This is a genomic window from Paraburkholderia fynbosensis, from assembly GCF_902859935.1.
In the GTDB taxonomy this organism is placed as follows: domain Bacteria; phylum Pseudomonadota; class Gammaproteobacteria; order Burkholderiales; family Burkholderiaceae; genus Paraburkholderia; species Paraburkholderia fynbosensis.
Genome location: NZ_CADIKI010000014.1, coordinates 165,234 through 188,930, shown reverse-complemented (window position 1 = coordinate 188,930; position 23,697 = coordinate 165,234). Strand labels below are relative to the sequence as shown.

At 64.7% G+C, this 23,697-nt stretch carries 25 protein-coding genes and 1 pseudogene; 15 read left to right on the top strand and 11 right to left on the bottom strand.

The genetic code is table 11. The features are described 5' to 3' along the window. Positions 1–280: 280 nt before the first annotated feature. The 3 genes from HV770_RS23240 to HV770_RS23230 form a co-directional block, all read right to left on the bottom strand. On the bottom strand, positions 281–820 hold the full coding sequence (locus tag HV770_RS23240; RefSeq protein ID WP_175163359.1) for a cytochrome b: 540 nt from the start codon (positions 818–820) through the stop codon (positions 281–283). Beyond that, complete coding sequence (locus tag HV770_RS23235) at positions 817–1,908, bottom strand: catalase family peroxidase (protein WP_175163357.1); 1,092 nt, start codon at positions 1,906–1,908, stop codon at positions 817–819. Before HV770_RS23235 ends, HV770_RS23240 begins: the two co-directional genes overlap by 4 nt. A 110-nt stretch (positions 1,909–2,018) precedes the next feature. Next, positions 2,019–2,291, bottom strand: coding sequence for a DUF4148 domain-containing protein (locus tag HV770_RS23230; RefSeq protein ID WP_175163355.1), 273 nt, complete (start codon positions 2,289–2,291; stop codon positions 2,019–2,021). Here HV770_RS23230 and HV770_RS23225 point away from each other — a divergent pair. The 4 genes from HV770_RS23225 to HV770_RS23210 all read left to right on the top strand — a co-directional run bounded on the left by HV770_RS23225 (position 2,290) and on the right by HV770_RS23210 (position 4,825). Beyond that, on the top strand, positions 2,290–2,514 hold the full coding sequence (locus HV770_RS23225; RefSeq protein WP_175163353.1) for a hypothetical protein: 225 nt from the start codon (positions 2,290–2,292) through the stop codon (positions 2,512–2,514). The genes HV770_RS23230 and HV770_RS23225 overlap by 2 nt on opposite strands. Before the next feature lie 81 nt (positions 2,515–2,595). Beyond that, entirely contained in the window at positions 2,596–3,321 is a 726-nt protein-coding gene (locus HV770_RS23220; RefSeq protein WP_175163351.1) for an anti-sigma factor family protein, read from the top strand. 164 nt (positions 3,322–3,485) lie between these two features. Next, the gene (locus tag HV770_RS23215; RefSeq protein ID WP_175163349.1) at positions 3,486–4,004 is read left to right on the top strand and encodes an RNA polymerase sigma factor; all 519 of its coding nucleotides are present in this window, start codon (positions 3,486–3,488) and stop codon (positions 4,002–4,004) included. Continuing rightward, a complete protein-coding gene (locus HV770_RS23210; RefSeq protein WP_175163347.1) occupies positions 4,001–4,825 on the top strand; it encodes an anti-sigma factor family protein in 825 nt (274 codons plus the stop codon). Before HV770_RS23215 ends, HV770_RS23210 begins: the two co-directional genes overlap by 4 nt. A 14-nt stretch (positions 4,826–4,839) precedes the next feature. Here the strand turns inward: HV770_RS23210 and HV770_RS23205 are convergent. Both HV770_RS23205 and ribA read right to left on the bottom strand, forming a co-directional pair. Beyond that, positions 4,840–4,950 (bottom strand): annotated as a pseudogene (locus HV770_RS23205) (IS110 family transposase); the annotation flags it as partial. Positions 4,951–5,495: 545 nt separating this feature from the next. Next, entirely contained in the window at positions 5,496–6,146 is a 651-nt protein-coding gene (gene ribA / locus HV770_RS23200; RefSeq protein WP_175163417.1) for a GTP cyclohydrolase II, read from the bottom strand. 278 nt (positions 6,147–6,424) lie between these two features. Between ribA and HV770_RS23195 the strand changes: the two genes are divergently transcribed. Continuing rightward, on the top strand, positions 6,425–6,868 hold the full coding sequence (locus HV770_RS23195) for a CBS domain-containing protein (RefSeq protein ID WP_175163344.1): 444 nt from the start codon (positions 6,425–6,427) through the stop codon (positions 6,866–6,868). 372 nt (positions 6,869–7,240) lie between these two features. On the opposite strand, the gene HV770_RS23190 is transcribed toward HV770_RS23195, so the two are convergent. Both HV770_RS23190 and HV770_RS23185 read right to left on the bottom strand, forming a co-directional pair. Continuing rightward, a complete protein-coding gene (locus HV770_RS23190) occupies positions 7,241–7,582 on the bottom strand; it encodes a DUF4148 domain-containing protein (protein WP_175163342.1) in 342 nt (113 codons plus the stop codon). 289 nt (positions 7,583–7,871) lie between these two features. Continuing rightward, the gene (locus tag HV770_RS23185; RefSeq protein ID WP_175163340.1) at positions 7,872–8,501 is read right to left on the bottom strand and encodes a DNA-3-methyladenine glycosylase; all 630 of its coding nucleotides are present in this window, start codon (positions 8,499–8,501) and stop codon (positions 7,872–7,874) included. A 445-nt stretch (positions 8,502–8,946) separates the two neighbouring features. On the opposite strand from HV770_RS23185, the gene HV770_RS23180 reads away from it, so the two are divergent. Then, the gene (locus HV770_RS23180) at positions 8,947–9,297 is read left to right on the top strand and encodes a BON domain-containing protein (protein WP_175163338.1); all 351 of its coding nucleotides are present in this window, start codon (positions 8,947–8,949) and stop codon (positions 9,295–9,297) included. 430 nt (positions 9,298–9,727) lie between these two features. After that, the gene (locus HV770_RS23175) at positions 9,728–10,810 is read left to right on the top strand and encodes a calcium:cation antiporter (RefSeq protein WP_175163336.1); all 1,083 of its coding nucleotides are present in this window, start codon (positions 9,728–9,730) and stop codon (positions 10,808–10,810) included. Positions 10,811–10,847: 37 nt separating this feature from the next. Here the strand turns inward: HV770_RS23175 and HV770_RS23170 are convergent, their stop codons facing one another. After that, positions 10,848–11,741: a LysR substrate-binding domain-containing protein gene (locus tag HV770_RS23170; protein WP_175163334.1), complete on the bottom strand. Its 894-nt coding sequence runs from the start codon at positions 11,739–11,741 to the stop codon at positions 10,848–10,850. Between the two features lie 560 nt (positions 11,742–12,301). On the opposite strand from HV770_RS23170, the gene HV770_RS23165 reads away from it, so the two are divergent. The 7 genes from HV770_RS23165 (at position 12,302) to HV770_RS23135 (ending at position 18,678) form a co-directional block, all read left to right on the top strand. Further along, positions 12,302–13,396 carry an ABC transporter substrate-binding protein gene (locus HV770_RS23165; RefSeq protein ID WP_175163333.1) on the top strand — a complete coding sequence of 365 codons (1,095 nt, stop codon included), beginning with the start codon at positions 12,302–12,304 and terminating at the stop codon, positions 13,394–13,396. Between the two features lie 5 nt (positions 13,397–13,401). Continuing rightward, positions 13,402–14,355 carry an ABC transporter permease gene (locus HV770_RS23160; protein ID WP_425497469.1) on the top strand — a complete coding sequence of 318 codons (954 nt, stop codon included), beginning with the start codon at positions 13,402–13,404 and terminating at the stop codon, positions 14,353–14,355. Further along, positions 14,352–15,224: an ABC transporter permease gene (locus tag HV770_RS23155; protein ID WP_175163329.1), complete on the top strand. Its 873-nt coding sequence runs from the start codon at positions 14,352–14,354 to the stop codon at positions 15,222–15,224. The genes HV770_RS23160 and HV770_RS23155 overlap by 4 nt, the downstream gene beginning before the upstream one ends. Positions 15,225–15,258: 34 nt before the next feature. After that, on the top strand, positions 15,259–16,329 hold the full coding sequence (locus tag HV770_RS23150; RefSeq protein WP_175163327.1) for an ABC transporter ATP-binding protein: 1,071 nt from the start codon (positions 15,259–15,261) through the stop codon (positions 16,327–16,329). Positions 16,330–16,405: 76 nt separating this feature from the next. Continuing rightward, a complete protein-coding gene (locus HV770_RS23145; RefSeq protein WP_175163325.1) occupies positions 16,406–17,230 on the top strand; it encodes a transporter substrate-binding domain-containing protein in 825 nt (274 codons plus the stop codon). A 42-nt stretch (positions 17,231–17,272) separates the two neighbouring features. Continuing rightward, the gene (locus HV770_RS23140; protein ID WP_175163323.1) at positions 17,273–18,019 is read left to right on the top strand and encodes an amino acid ABC transporter permease; all 747 of its coding nucleotides are present in this window, start codon (positions 17,273–17,275) and stop codon (positions 18,017–18,019) included. A 2-nt stretch (positions 18,020–18,021) separates the two neighbouring features. Continuing rightward, entirely contained in the window at positions 18,022–18,678 is a 657-nt protein-coding gene (locus tag HV770_RS23135; RefSeq protein ID WP_175163321.1) for an amino acid ABC transporter permease, read from the top strand. Between the two features lie 120 nt (positions 18,679–18,798). On the opposite strand, the gene HV770_RS23130 is transcribed toward HV770_RS23135, so the two are convergent. The 3 genes from HV770_RS23130 to HV770_RS23120 are packed head-to-tail and all read right to left on the bottom strand — an operon-like array spanning position 18,799 to position 22,817. Next, the gene (locus tag HV770_RS23130) at positions 18,799–20,103 is read right to left on the bottom strand and encodes a c-type cytochrome (RefSeq protein WP_175163319.1); all 1,305 of its coding nucleotides are present in this window, start codon (positions 20,101–20,103) and stop codon (positions 18,799–18,801) included. A 13-nt stretch (positions 20,104–20,116) separates the two neighbouring features. After that, positions 20,117–22,360: a xanthine dehydrogenase family protein molybdopterin-binding subunit gene (locus tag HV770_RS23125; RefSeq protein WP_175163317.1), complete on the bottom strand. Its 2,244-nt coding sequence runs from the start codon at positions 22,358–22,360 to the stop codon at positions 20,117–20,119. 1 nt (position 22,361) lies between these two features. After that, positions 22,362–22,817 (bottom strand): (2Fe-2S)-binding protein, encoded by a 456-nt coding sequence (locus tag HV770_RS23120; protein ID WP_121321771.1) that lies wholly within the window; start codon positions 22,815–22,817, stop codon positions 22,362–22,364. 434 nt (positions 22,818–23,251) lie between these two features. Between HV770_RS23120 and HV770_RS23115 the strand changes: the two genes are divergently transcribed. Further along, on the top strand, positions 23,252–23,650 hold the full coding sequence (locus HV770_RS23115; RefSeq protein WP_175163315.1) for a hypothetical protein: 399 nt from the start codon (positions 23,252–23,254) through the stop codon (positions 23,648–23,650). Positions 23,651–23,697: the final 47 nt, after the last annotated feature.

Below are 23,697 nucleotides of genomic sequence, written 5' to 3'. Positions count from 1 at the left end.
TCGGGCTTCGGGCTTCGGGCTTCGGGCTTCGGGCTTCGGGCTTCGGGCTTTGGGCTTCGGGCTTTGGGCTTCGGGCTCACGGCTCGCGGCTCACAGCTTCGGACCAGTGGGCGTTCAGACTCCGGCTTCCGGCTCGGAGCCGCCGAGGTTCGGAGTGTCACGCCGTAACCCCGCTACGCGTAGCGAAGGCCGCATATCAAAGCACCATGCGCGGCGCGCCCCGTATCACCAGCCATCTTCCGGCGGCCCCCTCACATCAGCAGGCCCCAGTCACAAACCACTACCGCCCTCCACGCGCCATACTCGAAAACACTCCATCCCGCCGGATCAACCCATGAAACAGCGCAGCGGCCAGATGCAGCAACACGGCCGCAAACAGCGCGAACGCCAGCCACGTGTGCAACGCACGCAGCACCGCGAACAACTCGACGTTATGCGGCGTGATCGGCGGCAAATGCAGCGGTCCGTATAGCGTGACGGGATACCCCGCCGCGGACAGCATCGCCCAGCCGATCAACGGCATCGCCGCCATCAGCCCATACAGCACGAGATGCGAGGCCTTAGCCGCGATGCGCTGCGGCGTCGCCATGTCGGCGGGCAGCGGGGGGCTGCCACGAGTGAGACGCACGCCCACGCGCAGCACCACCAGTAGCAGCAACGCAATGCCGAGCGGCTTGTGGATGGCGATCAGCGTGTTGTGGGCGCGCGAAACGCTCGCCACCATCCCCACGCCGATGAACAGCATTGCGACGATCAACGGCGCCATCGTCCAATGCAGCAGCCGTGCGAGCGGACTGAAATGGGTAGGCGTCGGGCTCATGAGCGATCTCCGTGGGTCTGTGTTTGATGAACGGCGGGATGCAGCGTCTCTTCGCGCGTGCGTCGCTGATACGACAGCGCATACGCCGCCGAACGCGCGGCGAGCAACGGATCGTCCGATGACGCGATGCCCGCCGGCAGGATCGTCGGATCGAAGTTGATGTCGCGGCACGCGCCGTCTTCCTGCGAGCTGGCGCGCTCGAGCACCAGTGTGCCCGCATCGACCTGCTGCCGATCGTCGGGCCATTGCAGCGTGGCGTCGTCGGTGGGGTCGCCCGGTTGCGCGACCGTCAGGATCAGATGCCAGCGCAACGGTCCCTTCCCAAGACGTTCATCGAGATCGGCCTGGAGGAAATTCTTCGCGGCCTTTTGCGCATCGGTGATCGGCGCGTACCGCGTCTCGGGCACCATCGCCCAGCGCACGGCGCGCGTCGTGTTGGAACCGTCGGTGAAACGGAATGCGTTGATGCCATAGTAGGCGGCATTCGCGAGACTCGACGAAGGCGGATGCGCCTTCACCCAGTTCTGGAACGGCACAGTCTCGGGATTGGCCGCATAGAACGCCTTGAGTTTCGCCGGGTCCGCCTTGCCGGTCGCCGGGTCGGGCCGCGCGGCGAGCAGCTGCTGATAGAACTGCGCGGGCGTGTGGACCGCAAAAACGGGCGTCGAATTCATGCCGGTGCGCCATTGCTCGCCATTCGCCAACTGGAACTCCAACGCGAGGCTGCGCACGGGCGAACTGATGTCCGGCGCGAACGGGTTGCCGCCCGGCACCGCGAAGCGTCCCGTGACCGGCGTGCGCCCCGGTGTAAACACGGCTGCGCGCGACAGCGCGGCGCCGTTGCCGTTGCTGTCGAAATACCCTTCGACGCACAGGCCCTTCGCATGATTGCGCCGGTAGCCCGGATGCGGCCGGCCGGCCACTGTTTCGAACGTATCGATGAAGCGCGATGCGCTCAAACGTGCCGGTGTGAGCCAGCCGGCCGTGTAGGCAAAGCCACCGGCCAGCGCCAGGACGACCGCGCCGATCGCGGCGAGCCGGCATGGCACGCAGCCACGCCCGGATTGAGGAACGGGAGGTTGGGTCACGAGGACTCCTTATCGGATAGATGCACCTACCGGCTAACACGCGCAGCGGCGATCTATTCCGCTCGACACCGGCGCGCCCGTTCCAGCCGCGCGCCGGCGCTGCCGATACGTCAATTGACGCTGCCTGCCGACGCGCCACCACCGTTCGCCACGCTGCTCGCCGCCGCCGCTTTCGCGGCGAGCGCTTGCTTGCGCTGCTGAACCTGTTGCGCAAAGATCGGGTTGACGTCCGGGTACGACGCATCGGTGATGTAGTCGAGGCCGTTCTGCTGCGCCTCGATCAATTCCTGATACACCTCGGCCCGTGTCTTGCCTTGCGCAAAAGCGCTCGACGAAGCAGCGAGAACGACGACGGACAAGGCGGCAAATGCGAGCTTCTTCATGATGGACTCCAATGAGTGTTGTGCGGGTTCGCATCAGGGAGAACTACGGCGTGGCGGCTTTTATTCCTGTGTCGACGGCACGAGAAAAACATATCTGGAAAGCGGAATAAAAGCCTGCTCACCGGGATTTGCACGCACGCTTATTCGCGATTCGGCGGCCGCAGGAAAGCGCAAAGGATGCCGCACCGTTCGTCATCGCGCGCTTCATGGCATCGAAAAATGACCCACGGCCTGGTGGCGCGGAATAAACCCTCGCCTGCCCGTGTTCGCCCTCGATAGCAGCACTCCGACCACCACCGACACCATGACCTCCACCGACGTCCCTCCCGACTCGCCGCTTTCCGAGGCCGACATCCAGGCCTACGCCGACGGCACCCTGACGCCTGAGCGCGCGGGCTCCCTGCGCGACTATCTCGGCAAGGACCCGGCGGAAGCGCGGCGGGTGGCGTTTTACGGCCGGCTGAACGCGCAGATCCAGCAGACCTTCCCCACCGCCGACGAGCCCGTGACGCGCCCCGCCGACCGATCGCGCCGCGCGTTGGGGCGCATCAAGCCTGCGGGACGCCGGCGCAAACTGGTCGACGCATTGGTGGCGCTCGCGCTGACGCTGGCGGCCGCGAGCGGCTGGCTGGCTGCGACCCAGGTATCCGCCCAGGCGCTCGACAACGCCGCCGTGATGGCCCTGGCCGAAACGGCGGCGACGCCGTTTTCCGCGGCGTCGCCGACCTCCGCGGACCCGGCCGCGCCCGAGCTAGGCCCAATCGGCCTGCGGCTGGTCGGCCAACGCGTGCTGTCGCTTGGCCCGTTGCAGCGCGCGAGCGAGTTCATCTATCTGAACGCCGACAACCAGCCGGTGGTGGTGATATCGACGCTCGCGCTGCTCGCGCCGGCGCAGCCGCAGTGGTCCGCGCGCCGCATCGGCGAGATCCGGCTGTTGAGCTGGACGGCGCAGCGCCAGCGCTTCGTGGTGGCCGGCGACGCCCGCACCCACGGCCTGATGCGCGCCGCCGACTTGATGACCGCGCGATGATCCCGGCTGCGCGCCACTATCTCGCGCACTGAAAGGGAATAAAATGCACTCCCCCGTGTTTGCCATTGGAATGCGCCTGGCAGTCCGCGCGACAGCCGCCGGCCCTACGCCCGATCGATGCCCTTTCATCGGACCCGCGATCGGACTCACCATCGGGATCAAAAATGGATGTGCGTGACGAGTTGATGGAGCATGTGCCGCGCTTGCGGCGCTATGCGCGAGCGCTGATCAACAACCGCGATCTCGCCGACGACCTCGTGCAGGACACGCTCGAACGCGCGCTCGGCCGCACCGGCATGTTCCAAGCCGGCACCGACCTGCGCGCCTGGCTCTTCACGATCATGCACAACGTGTTCGCCAATCAGGCGCGCAAGGCGTCGGCGCGCGCCGTTCACGTGGCCGTCGATGACGACAGCGTCGCCGAGAGCGAATTCGCGGTGGCGTCCGAGCAGGCCCGTTCGCTGGAAATGCGCGACCTCGACTACGCGTTGCAGCGTCTGCCGATGGAGCAGCGCGAAGTCGTGCTGCTGGTCGGTCTCGAGGAAATGAGCTATGCGGACGTGGCGCTCGCGCTGAACATCCCGATCGGCACGGTGATGTCGCGGCTGTCGCGCGGACGCGAGCGGCTTCGGGCATTGATGGCGGGCGCGCAGCCCGGTGCGAAATTACAGGTGGTGCGATGAGCGACCAACAGACGCCGATCGGCGAAGAAGATCTGCATGCGTACGTGGACGGCACGCTGTCCGACGAACGCCGTGCCGAGGTGGAACGCGCGCTCGAACAGAACCCCGAGCTGGCCGCACGCGTCAGCGATTATTTTTCGCTCAACAGCATGTTCCATGAGCGCTATGACCGCGTGCTCAGCGAGCCCGTGCCGAAGCGCCTGCAAGCAAGCGCGCCGCGCCGCTCGCGCATTGCCGCCAACTGGCCGCAGTTCGCCGGCATGGCGGCGGCGCTGGTGCTGGGCATCGGCATCGGCTTTGGCACGCACATGGGCCAGGACGCCGTCGGGCCGGTGACGATGGGCCGCCCCGACACGCGTCCGGTGAGCGCGGACAGCAGCGAAATGTTCGCGCGGCAAGCGGCGCTCGCGCACGTGGTCTACATGCCGGCAATCGACCGGCCGAGCGAGATGAGCGCCGATCACGAACAGGACTTCGTGCAGTGGCTCGCCGACCGGCTCGGCACCAACGTGCATCCGCCGGTGCTGTCGAAGAGCGGCTTCAACCTGTCGGGCGGCCGCCTGTTGCCCGGCGCCGATGGGCCCACCGCGCAATTCATGTATCGCGGACCGAATGGCGAGCGCGTCACGCTGTGCATCTCGCATCGCAAGGTGAACTCGAACACCACGGCATTCCAGTTGTATCAGTCCGGGCCGGTGAACGTGTTTTACTGGGTCGACGGCGATTTTGGCTACGCGGTGTCGGGCGGGATCGATCGCAAGCAGTTGCTGCAACTTTCGCACGACGTGTACTCGCAGTTGACGGGGGCGGCGCCCGGCTGAGCCCGGCGTGCCGCATCATCGGCGAGTTGCGGTGCCGGCTCGCGATCGATCTCAACGATCTGCTGCTGGAGATACGTGAAGTGCTCGTGTAGCCGCTCGAGGATCGCGACAAGCCGGGGCGGGAGGGGAAAAACGCGTCCGAGTCCCGACCATTTAGATAAGCATTCCTATCTTTACAAAACCCTTTATCGCTACTTTACTCAGCGTATGTCGCTGAGCAATTGATTCATGCAATCGTGCGAGTAAGTGCCTCCACGCCGGGAAGCGTGGCGAGCAGATCACTCTCCCGGGTCGGTGGCATCGCGACGATGAGAAAGGGCGCTTGATTCCCGGCATAGGTTCTTGCGGATAAAACACATGGCGCAGGTTCTCTCCCAACAGGAAAAAAACCTACACCAGCGCAGCCGGCTCAAACAGAGGAAGGTTGGCGGAGACTAATCGACCCAGCGCTCAGCACCCGACAAAATACAATTGAAATCACATACTTATATTGAATACCAGAACACCATGCCGCTCCTCACGGAGCCGGATATTACCTGCCTCGAGTTCGTTCATTATTTTTTCGGATATGCGACGAAGCAGCCGGTCATCGCACTACAGAATTTTAAAAAATCCTTATTTTTCAAACATCCAAGCAAATACACCGGCGTTCACCCGAATGCCAACCGAACTATTCGTTTTCGTCGAAGTAATGCCCGAACTTGAGTTGCTTCGTGCGGATATAACGCTCATTTTCCTCGCGCATCGGAATCGCCAACGCGACCCGCTCGGACACCGGAATGCCGTGCTTCGAGAGCGTGTCGAACTTCTCCGGATTGTTGCTCATCAAGCGCACCGACGTGACTTTCAACGTGCGCAGAATGCCCGCGGCTGAATCGTATTCCCGCGAATCGTCCGGCAAGCCGAGGTCGAGATTGGCCTCGACGGTGTCGCGCCCCTGCTCCTGCAGCGCATACGCGCGAATCTTGTTCGACAGGCCGATACCGCGCCCTTCATGGCCGCGCAGATACAGCAGCACGCCGCAGCCTTCGGCCGCGATGTAGCGCAGCGCGAGGTCGAGCTGCTCGCCGCAATCACAACGATACGAGCCGAGCACGTCGCCCGTGAGGCACTCGGAATGCAGGCGCGTCAACACGGACGACTGATTGGCGACCTCGCCCATCACGAGCGCGAGATGTTCGGCGCCGCTTTCGCACACGCGAAACACGTACGAGGTGAACGTGCCGTAGCGCGTGGGAAGCGTGGCAGTGGCGTCGAGAACGACGCATTCGCCGTTGATGGCGCCGTCTGCTGCGGGCGATGGTTCGTGAGACGTGAGCATGGCGTTGGACAGTATTGCTGACATGAACCCGATCAAATCGGGGATAAGGGTTGGACTGGGAGTTTACCGCTAATCCGCACGGCGCACCCGGATGTCCCTGCACGGTGCAAGGCGCGCGGCCAAAGATTGTCGGGCCGGCCGCTACCCGAATCGGACGCGCGACGCGCCCCAGGTATTCCCGGAGTACCGCGCCGCCGCGTCGCGCCTATACTGCAATGGCCTGTCCCTCACGACAGCGCGCCGCACCGGCGTGCTGCACTGCGAAACGGAGCCGCTCCATGACAAGCGTTGCCCAGCTTCTTAAAACGAAACCGAACAACACCGGTGTCATCACGATCGGCGTCGACGATTCCGTCTACGAGGCGATCCGGTTGATGGCCGAAAAAAGCATCGGCGCACTGGTCGTGACGGACGGCGACAGCATCGCCGGGATCATCACGGAGCGGGACTACGCGCGCAAGGTGGTGCTGATGGATCGCTCGTCGAAGGCCACGCCGGTGCGCGACATCATGAGCAAGGCGGTGCGTTTCGTGCGCCCCGACCAGACCACCGAAGACTGCATGGCCCTGATGACCGAGCGCCGCATGCGCCACCTGCCGGTGATCGAGAATGACCGGCTGGTCGGTATGGTGTCGATCGGCGACCTGGTGAAGAACATCATCGCCGAGCAGCAGTTCACCATTCAGCAGCTCGAGTTCTATATTCACGGCGAGCGGCCCTGATGCGCGCGGCATGCTCAATGCCGCGACCGGCCACACGACGCCGACTACCCGTTGCGTAAAACGACGCAAAAAAAGCCCAATCGTTGAAACGGTTGGGCGAAGCTACCTTGCGGCAGCGGAGGTTCTTTGAACTGGGAAACGTGCCACGCGCGCTTCGGTGCCAATGGGTGCGCGCGGCGTTGCATGCGTGGATCGCGAGGCAACTGAATCACTTGGCGATCGCATGCGGACCGTCAATCTCAAAAGCGCACACGCCGCTGGGACGTCAAATGGCTTGGCCGCGGCAGCGAGGCGGCTGCGAGCGCGCCTGCCCCGCTTCGTCCGGCAGCCGGCCGGGCCTGCCGGCCAGCTCTTGAACGCGGCTGCCTCGCCTTAGTTGCCGAAATACACCGACTTCGGACCGCTCGTCGGCTGGAGCATGCCGCCCGCTTGCGACGAGCCGCTCATCGGCGCACCGTAACCACTCGTGTCGGCGACCGGCTGCGTCTGCGCGACGGCCGGGTTCTCAGCCTGTACACGGCGTTCGGCAGCCTGAATGTCGGCGGGATAGTTTGTGTCGTTGCTCGTAGCGGGGTTGTAGCCTGCGCGCTCCAACTGGATCAATTCGTTGCGAACATCCGCGCGGGTCACCGGTTGCTGACTTGACTGAGCGAACGAAACGACCGGGGCGGCAAGAACGGCTGCAATGGCGACTGCCTTGATGAGTGATTTCATGATGACTACCTCCAGACTTGTTTTATATGCATCGCTGACCACACCATGTGAGAAGCGAGTGATCTCAGTCTAGTCACCAGATGGTCGAGGGAAAACCCTTAATTTAGAGATACATAATTGCTGGATTCGAAAAAAGCGCCGAAATTACGGCACGATGCGATTTACATTTCCGCATTACGGTAACAATTGTCGAGGCCGTAATCGACGCGTCCGCCGTTTCAGAATAACGTCTGATCTGAGCAGTTTTTGCCACAGTGCGTCGCGGCATCAGTCGAATTGACGCGCGTTTTTATGCGCCGGAGTGTGGCATCAGAAGCAGCTTTCGCGGACCACTCACGAACGCACTGCCCGGTTCGAAAAATCGCAGCGGCCTATGCATCTCGCGCGACAAGCCAATGCGCGTCGTCACGCCGACGGGCGTTTCGCCTGTCTCGATCACGCCGATCCACAGACCGCTTCCAGTACACAGATCGCGGCCATCGAACGACTGGCCGATGCCGAGCGCCATCGTGAGCCGGCCCGGACCCCGCGCGAGATCGCGCAGTGGCACGCCGGGACGCCGCGCTTCCATCAGCGGCAGGCCTTCGAGCGGCTCGATCGCACGAAACAGGATGCCGGCGCCGATCTCGGCCTCTTCCGCCGACATGTTGAGCATGTACGACAGACCGTAGGTCAGCCGCACATAGGCATGGCCGGGTGCGAGAAACATCGCGCCGTTATGCGGACGCCGGCCGATAAACGCGTGACTGGTCGAATCGCCGACCGGATAGGCCTCCGTTTCGACGATCCGCCCGCTAAGACGCCCTTCGGGCAGATCACGCACGAGATATTTGCCGATCATGAAGCGCGCCAGTTCGATCGTATCGACCGGAAGATCGGCACGCTGTAATGGCCGGATAGGCAGCAGCTCATTTCGCATGCATTCGATTCCTGATTTTAAAGCAGGCGGCATAACAGCATTCAAGAGTTCACAAAGCGCGAATACTGCGTCATTCCCAACCATTGGGATAAAACCACGTCGCATAGAAAAGAATAACGACATCACGAGCACAACAGCTTGGCTAATCAGCGTTACAACGCCATCGAACTGTTTCCATCAACCGAATCGTTGTAGCAAAGCCTCATTTCGGGATAGCCCGCGTTCAACATGGCACTAATTGCTGTATCGTTCTCTGCGGCCTGTTACACAGCCCTTTGAGGGCGTGGACGCGCTTGTCTCGGTCCGCCCAAATCGGCATACAGATTGAAAGCTTCCGCAGGACCTGCAGTTCGGTTCCATTCAGATTTGATTCCGATTCACTCGTTGGTGTAGCAAATGGTCCCCGTCCGGGGACTGCGTACTTATGACAATAGGAGAAAGTCGAATGAAAGCATTTCCGGCAATCAAGGTGATCGGCGGCGCGCTGATCGTTCTGGCGTCCATCAATGCCTACGCCCAAACGGCCGATGCCGCGTCCCCCGCGTCTGCAGCGCCGACCGCCAAGCAGACGAAACAGGCTAATCGCGCTCTGCAACGCAAAGTCCGCAGCACGCTGGCCAAGACGAAAGGCCTGAGCGTCTCGAACATCACCGTGCGCGCGCGCGGCGGCGACGTGACGCTGGCCGGTTCCGTGCCGGAATCAGCGCAACTCGACATCGCCACGAATGCGGCGAAGTCGGTGGCCGGCGTGACGTCGGTGAAGAACGCGCTGACGATCCGCGCTGAAGGACAATAAGCAGATCGATCTGTTGTAAAGCAACAAGCGGGCGCCGGTGTCACTTCGCATGATATTGGCCCCGCGCCCGGCTTGAACCCCTGTTCGTCCGTACCGCGCCGGTGCGGTCCGCCCAGCGCCCCGTGTCTTGCGGCCCAGCCGCTGCGCACGCGACATCCCATCACGCGGTCCCGCGTAACGAAATCCTGCTACAAGAGAGAAGTCGCCGTTCGCGCGCTGACAGCCCGGCCCTTGGGCAACGCGGCGAGCATCCCTCATGGGTTGACACTCGTTTGATGCAAGTTCAAACGGTCTCTTCGATTTATCCTTTATAATTTAGTATGTTAGCGCGCGTTGTTGATCCATTGGTTTAGCCTTCCTCAGCTTTGCCAGCTTCAATTCCGGGCGACACGGATCGCCCGGCCACGAACACGCATGACAGGACGCCCGAATGACCAAGCCCTCGACCGTTTTGCCTCGCTGGACCATTGCCGCGCCGTTCGCCGCGTGGATCGTGCTCGGCGCCGCGTATGCGATGCCGGGCAACGGGTTGCTGCTCGCGCTCGTGGGCGTCGCGCTGTGCGTGGCGGTTTTCACCGCGGTCCATCATGCGGAAGTGGTCGCGCATCGCGTCGGCGAGCCGTTCGGCACGCTGGTGCTGGCGGTGGCCGTCACTGTGATCGAGGTGGCGCTGATCGTTTCGGTGATGCTGACGTCCGGCCCCGAGAAAGCCGGTCTGGCACGCGACACGGTGTTCGCCGCGGTGATGATCGTGTGCAACGGCATCGTCGGCCTCTGTCTGCTGGTGGGCGGTATCCGCCATCTGGAGCAGGATTTCCAGAGCCGTGGCGCGGCGGCCGCGCTGGCGGTGCTCGCGTCGCTGTCCGTACTGACGCTGGTCATGCCGAACTTCACGACGACCAGCGTCGGCCCGATCCTGTCGTCGTCACAACTGGCGTTCGCCGGGATCTCGTCGCTGGTGCTGTATTGCGTGTTCGTGTTCGTGCAAACCGTGCGTCACCGCGATTACTTCCTCGCCGGCGTGCCCGACGAAGACGTCCATGCCGCGCCGCCGAGCGTCAGCCTCGCGCTGGTGAGCGGCGCACTGCTGCTGGTTTGCCTCGTCGGCGTGGTGCTGCTGGCGAAGGTGCTGTCCCCGGTCGTCGAGACCGCGGTGCAGAACGCGGGGGCGCCGCCGGCCGTGGTGGGTATCATCATCGCCGCGCTGGTGCTGCTGCCCGAAGGACTCGCCGCCGTGCGCGCAGCGCGCGCCGACCGCTTGCAGAACAGCCTGAATCTCGCGCTCGGCTCGGCGCTGGCGAGTATCGGACTGACCATTCCGACTGTCGCCGGCGTGTTTCTGTACACCGGTCAGCCGCTCGTGCTCGGCATCAACGGCAAGGAAACCGTGCTGCTCGCGCTGACCCTGGTGGTCGGCACCCTTACGCTGAGCACCGGCCGCACGACGATTCTGCAAGGCGCCGTGCACCTGTCGCTGTTCGCGGCGTATCTGTTCCTGTCGTTCGCACCCTGATGCGGCGACAGGCGGGCGGCGGCCGCTGTGCCGCGGCCTACTCTTCCCAATGCGCGGCGATCCAGTCGCGGAACAGATTCAGCTTCTGCTGATGCGCTACTGAATCCGGATAAACGAAGTAATAACGCCAGCCGGTCTTGAGCACCATCTCGAAGGGACGCACGAGGCGCCGCGCGGCGACATCCTCGTCGATCAGCGCGAGATCGCTGATCGCAATCCCGAAGCCTTGCAAGGCGGCGTTGGTCGCCATGTCGAGCGTATCGAAACTCGGGCCGTGTTCAGCGTCGACCACCTGGGCATTCGCGTCATCCGCTTCGGCCATCTTCGCGAGCCACATCTTCCAGTCGCGGTGATCGCGGGTCGGATGCAGCAGCGTGTGCCGCGCGAGGTCGGCCACCTGCGCGAGCGGCTTGTCCTTGAGCAGGTCGGGCGCGCAGACCGGCGTCAGACGCTCCTCGAACAACGGCACCGCCTGCACGTCCGCACCGGGCGACGACGCGTAGATGATCGCAGCATCGAACGGCTCGCTCTGGAAGTCGACCGCGTGCTGCCAGGTCGTGGTGATCTGCACGTGCAGATCGGGGTACTCGGTCTGGAAGCGCATGATCTTCGGCAGCATCCAGCGCATCACGCACGTCGGCACTTTCAGCGCGAGATCGGTGCGCTGCCGCGTGAGGCGCAGCGAAATCTCCTCGATGCGGGCAAAGCTCTCCTTCACGGCCGGCAGCAGCATTTCGCCTTCGGCGGTCAGCGTCAGGCCTTTCGCGTGGCGTCTGAAGAGCGGAAACTTGTAGTAGTCCTCGAGCGCGATGATCTGCCGGCTGACCGCGCCTTGCGTGAGGCACAGGTGGTCGGCGGCGCGGGTGAAGCTGCGATGGCGCGCGACAGTTTCGAAAATCTGCAGCGCGTTGAGCGGCGGAAGACGTCGCATCGTGGTATCCGGAATCAGAAAAAGTCATTGCACGGGCGTCGCGCCGCGGCGTGTGGGTCTGCCCGTCCAGCCCACAGGATACGCGATCGGCACGCGCTACACGAGACGCCGGCGGGCAAACCGGCATGCGTTCGATGCATGGCGCGGGCGGCTGCGCGAGGTCGTCGGCGCTGTCTGCACCGCGACGGGGCAATGCGCGGGGTCACCCGCACCAGAACCGAGCTTTCCTCATACCTCCGCGCGAACCCGAGGCAGCGCGCAAAACATGGACGTTAACCCGCATGCGCCGCTGTCGCGGCGCCGCCGGCGGTTGGGCCGAGATCCGCACCACGATCACGCCAGCGCCCGCGCATGAGCTTACGTCATACCGCCCATGCGCATATTTCGTTTGGCGAGGGATTTTGGCAAACCTAGAGTGCATCCACACACGACACACGGCGCATAGGCAGGCAACGTGTGCCGCCGAGTGCGCAAACTGGCAACGCCAACGAGCGGCGCTCTAAATGGCAGCGGTCACAGCGACTATCACCAGCAACAGGCGTTCATCACAGGAGACCGCCATGCAAGAGATCAAACGGGCCAGAAGGCAGGTCATCAAAACGATCGGCGCGGCGCTGGCGGCGTCCACATTGCCGATGCCGTTCGTCAACCTGCGCGCCCAGGAGCAGAACTTCAGCGGCAAGACGCTGCGCCTGCTGACCTGGTCGGACGACACCGGCGCAGCCGCGCTGCGCAACATCGCCGCCAGCTTCACGGCCAAAACCGGCGCCAAAGTGATCGCCGATCGCGCCGACGGCACCTCCGGCATGGTCGCCAAAGTCAAGGCCGCGGGCGAGCGCCCCACTTACGACGTCATCACGCTGGCCGGCGTCGGCGCGGCGGGGCTCGGCGACGCCGGTCTGCTGATGAAGCCCGATCTCGACAAGCTGCCGAACCTCAAGGAAGTCGCGCCGCAATATCGCACCGGCGCGAACGGCTTCGGCGTCGGCTATCTGCTGTGGTCGGACGGGCTGATCTACAACACGGCGACGGTCAAGACCGCGCCCACCTCGTATGAAGCGCTGTGGGACCCGAAGTACGCCGGCCGCATTTTCCTGCCGCCGCCCGAATGGGCCGAAGCGGTGGACCTCGCGATCATCGCCGCGAAGATGAACGGCGGCTCGCAGCAGAACATCGAGCCGGGCTTCAAAAAGCTCATGCTACTGAAAGACCGCGTGATGACGCTCGGCGAGAACCCGAACCAGGTGGCCGATCTGTTCCGCACCGGCTCGCTCGAGCTTGGCGGCATCTATTCGCCGGCCTTTTTCCCCGACCAGATCCGCAAGCCCGAGTACAAGATGGGCGTGACCTACGGGATGAAGGAAGGCTTCGCCACGCAACTGATGTTCACGGTGATTCCGAAATCGCATCCGGGCGACAGCGACCTGATCCACGCGTTCATCAATCATTCTCTCGACGCGGGCGTGCAAGGCCGCATGGCCGCCGACGTGCTGAACGGCCCGGTCAATTCGAAGGCGGTGATTCCCGCCGCGAGCCGCGCGTTCGTGCCGAGCCCGCAGCAGATCGCCGAGAAAGCCGTGCTCCACGACGACAAGGCGCTCGCCATGGTGCAGCCGGCGTGGATCAAGCGTTACACCGAAATCTTTTCGGCATGACTGCGATGCTCGCGCGCTTTTCGCGGCGTGCTTCGGCGGCATCGGGGCCGGCTTTGGAGGCGACGCCCGGTGCCGGCTTCAGCGGTCCCGAGCAACCCGCCGCCACCGCCATGGCGAAGGCGCGGCCGTGGCTGCTGCTCACGCCGATCCTGCTGTTTCTCGCGTTGCTCGGCGCGGCCGCGCTGGTTGTGTTGCGCATGAGCTTCGGCACGCCGGGCCATGAATGGCGCGGCTTCACGCTGCAAAACTACGCGGACCTGCTCGACGGCTATTTCATGAAATCGCTGTGGCTCACCTTGCGGCTCGCGTTCCAAAGCATGCTCTGCGCGGTCGCACTGGCAATTCCCGTCGCGCTGGCCATGGCGCGCACGAAGTCGCGGCTCGCGCGCCGGTTGCTGCTCGCTGGCGTGCTGCTGCCGCTGCTCGTCAATCTGCTGCTGCAAGGCTATGGCTGGCTGATCATTCTCGGGCCGGCGGGTCTGCTCAATCACGCGCTGCTCGCGAGCGGCCTCGTCGAGCGTCCGGTGATGTGGCTGTATCGCGAACATGGCGTGTTGCTCGGCCTGATCCAGACCGCGTTTCCGCTTGCCGTGCTGCCGCTCTCTAGCGCGATGCGCGCGGTCTCGATCTCCTATGAGGAAGCCGCCGCGACGCTCGGCGCGACGCGCTGGCAAACGCTGCGTCATGTGCTCTTGCCGCTGGCGATGCCCGGCCTCGTGTCGGGCGCGCTGCTGGTGTTCGCCTACAACGCGAGCGCGTTCGCCGTGCCGCTGCTGCTCGGCGGACGGCGCGTGCCGATGCTCGCCGTGCTGGTCCACGACCAGGTCGCGCCGTTGCTCAACTGGCCGGCGGCGTCCGCCTCGGGCGTCGTGCTGATGATCGCCACGCTCGCGGTGATGGCGCTGTCGCAGCGCCTCGTGCGGCGCACCCAGCGTTTCTCAGGGGAGTCCCACGCATGAGCACGCCGCTGCCCACTGCGCGTTTCGCGTTCCTACCGCGTCTGCCGGACACGATGCCCGGCCAGCTCGGCCGCGCCACCGCCCTGCTCGCCGCGCTCGTGCTGTTCCTCGCCGCGCTGCCGATCCTCACGATGATCACGATGTCGTTTAGCGCGGCCGACACGCTCGAATTTCCGCCGCCCGCGTTCGGCCTGCACTGGTATCGCGCCGCGTGGCACAGCTTCGTGTCGCCAGATGCGAGCGACTCACTGTCGATGGGCGCGGCGCTGACCACGAGTCTCGTCGTCGCGCTCTCGACGATGCTGATCGCCACGCTCGTCTCGGTGCCGGCCGCCTACGCACTGAGCCGCTACCGCTTTCGCGGCAAACCCGCGGTCGAACAGCTGGTCGCGCTGCCGCTCGTCTATCCGCTGGTGATGCTCGGGCTGTCGCTGCTGCTGGTGTTCAACGTGCTGCCGGTCGAACTCGGCGTGTTCCGGCTGATCATCGCGCATGTAATTCTGGCGCTGCCGTTCACCGTGAAAAATTGCGCGGCGTCGGTCGCGTCGATCGGCCCGGAGTTCGAGGAGGCCGCCTGCGTGATGGGCGCAAGCCCCGGCCGCGCGCTCGTCGACGTGATCCTGCCGCTGATGCGCCCCGGCATTCTCGCCGGCATGCTGTTCGCGTTCATCGTCTCGTTCAACGAGTTCACCGTGACCTTCTTCCTGTATGGCATCGATACGATGACGCTGCCGGTGTGGCTCTACAGCCGCACGGTGTCATCGCTCGATCCGACCGTGTTCTGTTTCGCCGTCGTCATCGTCGCGATCGACTTCGCGCTGATCTGGCTGCTCGAAAAGCTGATCGGCGACGAAGGGGTCGCACTGTGAACGCACGCCCGACGTCACTTTGCTGGAGCCTCCGATGACCCATCTGACCTTGCAGGCCGTGACCCGCCGCTTCGGCGCGGCGCACGCCGTCGACAACGTCGATCTGAGCGTGCCCGACGGCAAGCTGGTGTGCTTTCTCGGCCCGTCCGGCTGCGGCAAGACCACGCTGCTGCGGATGATCGCCGGCCTCGAAACGCCGAGTTCGGGCAGCATCCAGTTCGCCGGCCGCGACATCACGCGTTTGCCGGCCAACCAGCGCGACTTCGGTATGGTGTTCCAGTCGCTCGCGCTGTTTCCGCACATGACGGTCGCGCAGAACGTCGCGTATCCGCTCAAGCTGCGCAAGACGGCGAAGGATCAGCAGACGCGCCGCGTCGCCGAACTGCTGGAGCTGATCCAGCTGCCGCATATGGCGAACCGGCCGGTCACGCAACTCTCGGGCGGACAGCGCCAGCGCGTGGCAATTGCGCGCGCGATCGCCTCGCAGCCGAAACTGCTGCTGCTCGATGAGCCGCTCTCCGCGCTCGACGCCAAGCTGCGCGAGGCGATGCAGGTCGAAATCCGCCTGCTGCAGCAGCGCCTCGGCATCACGACGATCATGGTCACGCACGACCAGCGCGAAGCGATGACGATGGCCGATGAAATCGTCGTGATGGAAAAAGGCCGCATCGCGCAGGTCGGCAAGCCGCTCGACATCTATCGCGAGCCGGTCAGCGAGTTCGTGGCCGACTTCATCGGGCTCGGCAATATCCTGCCGGTCTCGTACGATGGCGCCGGCAGCGTGCGCCTGCCGGGCGGCCGGCGCATCGCGCTCGCACCGGGCGCGCGCGTGCCGGAGTCCAGCGCCGGCTTGCGGTTGCTGATCCGGCCTGAAGACATCTGCGTGAAGCCCACGTCGGCAGCCGACGACGTCTCCCCCAACCGGCTCGCTGGAACCGTCACGTTCATTCGCGACGTGGGTGCGTCGCTCGAAGCGACCATCGACTGCGCGGGCTTCACGCTGACCGCCGCGACCACGCCGCGCGAAACACCGGGGCTCGCGCCCGGCCTGCGGGTGTTCGCGGAATTGCCACCGCACGCGTGCAAGCTGATCGCCGCGCACTGAGTACACACGCGCCGGGCCGCTTGCCGCCACCCATTCCAACATCAACGCATCACACGCTTTCGACAGAGGACACATCATGAACCAGCGCCCCGTTGCCCGCTCGACCACCCGCCGCGTGTTCGCCACGCTCGCCGCGACGCTCGCCTTCACCGCCGCCGGCGCGCTGTGCGCGTTGCCGTCGGCCGCACATGCCGACGCCCTCGACAACATCGCGAAGTCGGGCACGGTGCGCATCGGCGTGTTCGAGGACTATCCGCCGTTCGGCTCGATCGGTCCGGACATGAAGCCGATGGGCTACGACATCGACGTCGCGAACCTGATCGGCAAGACGCTCAACGCCAAGGTCGAACTCGTGCAGGTGACCGGCGACAACCGCATGGCCTACCTCGCCGACCACAAGGCCGACATGCTGCTGTCGGTCGGCCAGACGCCCGAGCGCGAAAAGGTGATCGACTTCTCGCAACCGTACGCGCCGTACTACCTCGCGGTGTTTGGCCCGAAGGCGCTGCCGGTGAAGAGCGCCGCGGACCTCGCGGGCAAATCGATCTCGGTCGCGCGCGGCACGCTCGAAGACCTGAGCGTGACGAAGATCGCGCCGCCCAGCGCCACCATAAAACGTTTCGACGATCCGAACGGCGCAATTTCGGCGTTTCTTTCTGGTCAGGTACAGTTGATGGTGGTCGGCAACGACGTGGGCGCGACGATTCTCGCGCGTCACCCGGCGAACGATCCGGAGCAGAAGTTCTCGCTGTTCAGCTCGCCGGATCACGTCGGCCTGAACAAGAACGAGCCGCGTCTGAAGCAGAAAGTCGACGAGACGATTGCCAAGGCGCGCAAGGACGGCACGATGAACGCGATTTCGCAGAAATGGCTGCGCGCGCCGCTGCCCGCCGACCTCTAAACCATTTGCGCGGAGTTTCGACATCACGATGAGCGCCACCTCATGACCTATGCGTTCGATTTCAGCGGCTTCGACCTCTATGCGGGGATGCTCGTGCGCGGCGCCGCCGTCACGTTGGGGCTCACCGCCGTCTCCACCGTGCTCGGCGGCCTCGTCGGGATCGGCGGGGCGAGCATCGCGGTGGCGGGGCCGAAGTGGGCGCGCTGGCTGGTGGCGAGCTATGTCGAACTGATCCGCAATACGCCGTTCATCGTGCAGTTGTTCTTCGTGTTCTTCGGCTTGCCGAGTCTCGGCATTCACATCGACGAAATCCAGGCCGCGATTCTGGCGATGACCGTCAACCTCGGCGCGTACGCAATCGAGATCGTGCGCGCCGGCATCGATTCGATTCCGCGCGGCCAGGTGCAGGCGGCCGAGGCGCTCGGCCTGCACGGACGGCAGGTGTTCCGCCATGTCGTGCTGCCGCAGGCGATCGCCAACGTGTTCCCCGCGCTGCTGAGCCAGGTGCTGATCGTGATGCTCGGCTCGGCGGTGGTGTCGCAGATCTCGGTGCCCGATCTGACCTACGCGGCCAACTTCATCCAGTCGCGCAACTTCCGCTCGTTCGAGAGCTACGTGATCATCACCGTGGTCTATCTGCTGATGTCGATCGTGTTGCGGCAACTCATCAACCGTTTTGGACGCGGCCTGTTCGCGGGCCGCACCGCGCGCGGCAACGACACTGCGCCGCGTAGCTGGCGCAGCCGCCTGATGTGGCGCGGCGCCCGCACCGTGCCGACGGAGCGCTGATCATGATCGAATTCACGCTGTGGGACATTGCCCGCAATCTGTTGCTCGCCGCCCGCTGGACGCTCTTGCTGTCGTTGATCGCGTTCGTCGGCGGCGGCGTGGTCGGGCTGCTGTTGCTCGCGATGCGCGTGTCGCCGATCGGGTGGCTGCGCCGCATCGTCGTGCTGTACGTGGAAGTGTTTCAGGGCACGCCACTGCTGATGCAGTTGTTTCTCGCCTTCTTCGGCTTGCCTTTGCTCGGCGTCGATGTATCGCCCTGGGTCGCGGCGACCGTCACGTTGACGCTTTACACGAGCGCGTATCTGGTCGACATCTGGCGCGGCTGCGTCGAAGCGGTGCCGCGCGGCCAGTGGGCCGCGGGCGCGAGTCTCGGCATGACGTTCAGCCAGCAGTTGCGCTATATCGTGTGGCCGCAGGCGCGCAAGATCGCCGTCGCGCCGACGGTCGGTTTTCTCGTGCAGGTGGTGAAGAGCACCGCGCTCGCGTCGATCATCGGCTTCACCGAACTGACCAAGACCGGCACCATGATCACCAACGCCGCATTCCGCCCATTCCCGATCTACGGCATGGTCGCGATGATTTACTTCGCGATGTGCTTCCCGTTGACGTGGTACGCACGCGTGCTCGAAAAGCGCCAGAAGATCGGGCAGCATCGCTGACACTGGCGGCGCGCCCCGCGAGTCCCGCGCCGCGCCAATAGAAAAGCGGCAACCGCGCAAACCACGGTTGCCGCTTTTTTTGTCGATTGCGGCGGGTGATCGCCCCCGCCGCACCGAAGCTTAACGCGCCGCTTGCGTCGACTTGCGCAGCTTCGTCACTTCGGACGCACTCACCGCCGGCGCGTCGTTGTTCCAGCCGGCCCGCACGAAGGTCAGTACGTCGGCGATCTGCTGGTCGTTGAGGACCGGCGCGAACTTCGGCATCGGGAACGGCGCGGGCACGCCGCCGATCACGAGATCGCCCGTGCCGTTCAACGTGACGTTGATCAGCGACGACGCGTCCTTCTCCAGCACGTTCGGATTGCCGGCCAACGGCGCCATCATCGGCGCGAAGCCGCGTCCGTCGGCGCCGTGACAGTGCATGCAATACGCCGTATAGACGCGCGCGCCGGCATCGTTCGCGGGACGGTTCAACGACACCTTCGTCTTCTGCGGGTCATACGCATACGGCACCGCACCGCTGCCGCCCGCCGGCGGTAGCGACTTCAGGTAGGTCGTCATCGCGGCGATGTCGGCGTCGGTCATATGCTGCGTGCTGTTGTTGATCACGCTGGTCATCGAACCGAACGCCGACGCGTGGCGATTCGCGCCGGTCTTCAGGAACGCGTGCACGTCCTCATCGTTCCAGCGGCCGAGCCCTACGTTGTGCTCGCCGCTCAGGTTCGACGCGAACCAGCCGTCGAGCAGGCCGCCGGTCAGGAACGCGCTGCCGCTTTCATCGAGCGCCTTCTCCTGAAACGCGACGCCGCGCGGCGTATGGCACGAGCCGCAGTGCCCGAGGCCCTGAATCAGATACGCGCCGCGATTCCATGCCGCATCCTTGCCCGGCTTGTCCTGATAGGCGCCCTTCTCGAGGAACGCCATGTTCCAGAACTTCAGCGGCCAGCGCATGTTCAACGGCCATTTGATGTCGGCCTCGCGGTTCGCCTGCTGCACCGGCGTAACGCCGCTCATGAAGAACGTGTAGAGCGCCTTCATGTCCTCGTCGTTGATCTTCGCGTAGGACGGATACGGCATTGCCGGGTACAGGTTGTGACCGTCCTTCGCGACGCCTTCGCGCATCGCCCGCGTAAAGTCCTCCAGCGTATAGGCGCCGATACCGGTCTGCGGATCGGGCGTGATGTTGGTGGTGTAGATCTGCCCCATCGGCGTCGTCATCGGTAAGCCGCCCGCGAACGGCTTGCCCTTCGGGGCCGTGTGACAGGCCACGCAATCGCCGATCTTCGCGAGATAGGCGCCGCGTTGCAGCAGTGCCGGGTCCGCCGCATGCGCGGGCGTGGGCGCGGCCGCATGAGCCGGCGCTTGCGCGATGAACGGCAGCGCCACGCACAGCGCCGCGCTGAAACCCTTCAGTGTGTTTTTCATCGTCGGGCTCCGGTCAGGCGGTTTGCAATTGGCTGCCGACCGGCAATTGCCGCAGCCGCTTGCCGGTGGCCGCGAAAATCGCGTTGGTCAACGCGGGCGCGAGCGCCGCGGTACCGGGTTCGCCGATGCCGCCGGGCGCCTCGCTGCTTTTCACGATATGCACGTCGATCGGCGGCGTCTGGTCGATGCGCAGCATGCGGTAGTCCGTGAAGTTGTTCTGCTCGACGCGGCCGTCCTTGATCGTGATCTCGCTGTAGAGCGCCGCCGTGATGCCGAAGATGATGCCGCCCTGCACCTGTGCTTCGATCGTGTTCGGATTGACGACCATCCCGCAATCGACCGCACACACGACGCGCTTGACCGCGACTTCACCCTGATCGACCGCGACGTCGACGACGATTGCAAAGAAGCTGCCGAACGCGTGCATTACCGACACGCCCCGTCCTTGCCCCTTCGGCAGCGCGCTGCCCCAGCCCGCCGCCTGGGTGGCGACGTTGAGCACGTTCAACGCGCGCGGTGTTTTGCCCAGCAGGTCCTGACGGTACTTGACCGGATCGATCTTCGCCTGCGCGGCGAGTTCGTCGATGAAGCTCTCCACCACGAACGTGCCGCGCGTCGGCCCCACGCCGCGCCAGAACGCGGTGGGCACCGCGTGCGGTTCCTGGCGCACGTAGTCGACCAGCTGATTGGGCAGGTCGTACGGCAGGTCAGACGCCACTTCGACCGCGTCCGGGTCCAGCCCGTTCTTGAACGCGGGCGGCGCAAACCGCGCCATGATCGACGAACCGACGATGCGGTGCTGCCATGCGAGCGGCTTGCCGTTCGCGTCGAGCCCGGCGGAGATCTTGTCGTAGTAGTACGGCCGGTACATGTCGTGCTGGATGTCTTCCTCGCGCGTCCACAGCACCTTCACCGGCGTCGAGACCTGCTTGCCGATCTTGACCGCCTGCGTGACCATGTCGAACTCGAGCCGCCGCCCGAAGCCGCCGCCGATCAGATGGTTGTGCACGACGATCTTGTCGGCGGGCAGGCCGGTGACCGCGACCGCCGCGTCCACCACGCGCGTAGGCACCTGCGAGCCGAGCCAGACATCGCAGCCGTCGGCGCGCACGTGCACGGTGCAGTTGATCGGCTCCATCGTCGCGTGCGCGAGGAACGGTTGTTGATACACGGCATCGACGCGCGACTTCGCGTTGGAGAACGCCTGGCCGACGTCGCCCTCTTTACGCGCGACCGCGCCGTTGCGTTGCGAGGCGTCGGCGAGATCGTCGACGATCTGCTTCATCGAAAGGTTCGCGCCCGCGCCTTCGTTCCACTTGATGTCGAGCGCCTGCACTCCGCGCCGCGCCGCCCAGGTGTGATCGCCGATCACCGCCACCGCGTTGTCGATCTTGACGACCTGCCGCACGCCGGGGATTTTCTTTGCGTTAGTGTCGTCGACGCTCGCCAGCGTGCCGCCGAACACCGGACAGTTCGCGATCGCCGCGTAGACCATGTCCGGCATGCGCACGTCCAGCCCGAACAGCGCGGTGCCGTCCACCTTTTCCGGCGAATCGAGGCGCTTCACCGGCGTGCCGATCAGCTTGAAATCCTTCGGCTCTTTCAGCGGTACGTTCTGCGGCGCGGGCAGTTTGGCCGCGGCCTCCACGAGCTGGCCATAGCCGATGCTGCGATTGCTGGCCGCATGGATCACCTGGCCGCCCTGCGCGTGGCAGCTCGCCGGGTCGACCTGCCATTGCTGCGCGGCCGCGTCGATCAGCATGATGCGCGCGGTCGCGCCGGCGCGGCGCATCGGCTCCCACGCAAAGCGGATCGAGGTCGAACCGCCGGTGAGCTGGCCGCCGAGCAGCGGGTCCATGAAGAGCTTTTCGTTGGGCGGCGCGTGATCGAGCGTGACCGCATCGAGCGGCACGTCGAGTTCTTCGGCGATCAGCATCGGGATCGACGTATAAACGCCCTGGCCCATCTCGACCTTCGGAATCACGAGCGTGACCTTGCCCGCTGTATCGATCTGGATGAATGCGTTCGGCGCGAACACGCCGCTTTGCGGCGTTTCGACCGCATCGCCGCCGACCACCGATTTACCGGCCTTCTGATCCTGGCTCGCGGCCGGCAGGCTGAAGCCGAGCAGCAGGCCGCCTCCGGCCGCCGCGCCGACCGTCACGCCGAATTTCAGAAACGTGCGGCGCGACATTCCAGCAACACTACTTTGCGAGGCCCCCGCGCCATTCTGTGCATCGAGCAATCCCTGGGACATGTCACACCCCCTTTGCGGCTTGCTTGATCGCCGCGCGGATGCGGTTGTACGTCCCACAGCGGCAGATGTTGCCGGCCATCGCGGCGTCGATATCCGCGTCGGTGGGATTGGGGTTGCTCGCGAGCAGCGAAGCCGCCGACATCACCTGCCCCGACTGACAGTAGCCGCATTGCACGACGTCCAGTTGCCGCCATGCCTGTTGCACCTTCTGCCCCGCGGGTGTGCTGCCGACCGCTTCGATCGTGACCACTTTGCGCTCGCCGACCGCCGCCGCCGGGAACACGCACGAGCGCACCGCCACGCCGTCGAGGTGCACGGTGCATGCGCCGCACTGCGCGATGCCGCAACCGAACTTGGTGCCGGTCAGGCCGACGAGATCGCGCAGGACCCACAGCAAGGGCATGTCGGGTGGCGCGTCGACGGTGTGGGTCTGACCGTTGATGTTGAACGTTGTCATGTACGGCTCCGGGGTGGGGTTTATTGTTTGTGAGGCTATTTAGACAGAGACGGCGAACCAAAACGTAAAGGATTGTCGTGGTTATTCGACGAGCCAAACTAATACACGATGCGACTCGCCTGGCAATCGGCCTGCGGATGCAAGCGGCAGATAATGCGGCGCGCATGCGCCGGAACGGACCGGCAAATTGTAGCCGTGTAAAAAGAAATTCGCCGTGTACCCGGGCGGGCTGCGCTGCGGCAAGCGGCCTTTGCCCCGCGCAGAATGCGAGCTTGAAACCGGCGCCGAATCGATGCGGTAGTATCGGCGCATTCACACGAGCGGACGCGTATTGCACAAACTCGCGACGCGCCGCTCAATCAACGGCGGGCGATTTTGTTAGCATGAGCCGATTGCCGGCTCGATCCGGCCAGACCCTCCGAAGGAGCAGCACAATGAACGACCAGCAATGCACTCAATTCCTCTCGGACATTCGCCGACCCCTCCTCTCGCTGCACAAGGCCATTCTCGATCACGAACGCGCGGCGTATGAAAAGGAATTCGGCCCGGTGACGCCCGCGGCCTTTCTGCAGGTGCTCATCAACGGCTCGGGGTTTCGGTGGCTCACGCCGCTGTCGACGGTCATTGCGAGCGTCGACGAAATTCTCGACGACAAGGAAGCCGACGCCGCCGACCGGCTCGCCGCCGCTGAAGCGGTGACCGGCCTGTTCTCGCCCGATCAGCCGAACAACCAGTTCCTGCCGCGCTACCTGCCGCTGTTGCAGGCCGATCCGGCGATCCTGCATCACCATGGCCAGGTATCGCAACTGTTGCGCAGCGTTCAAGCGAAGTAAGAGACACGAGGCTGCAGCACGGCGGCGCATCATATCGACTCGACTCG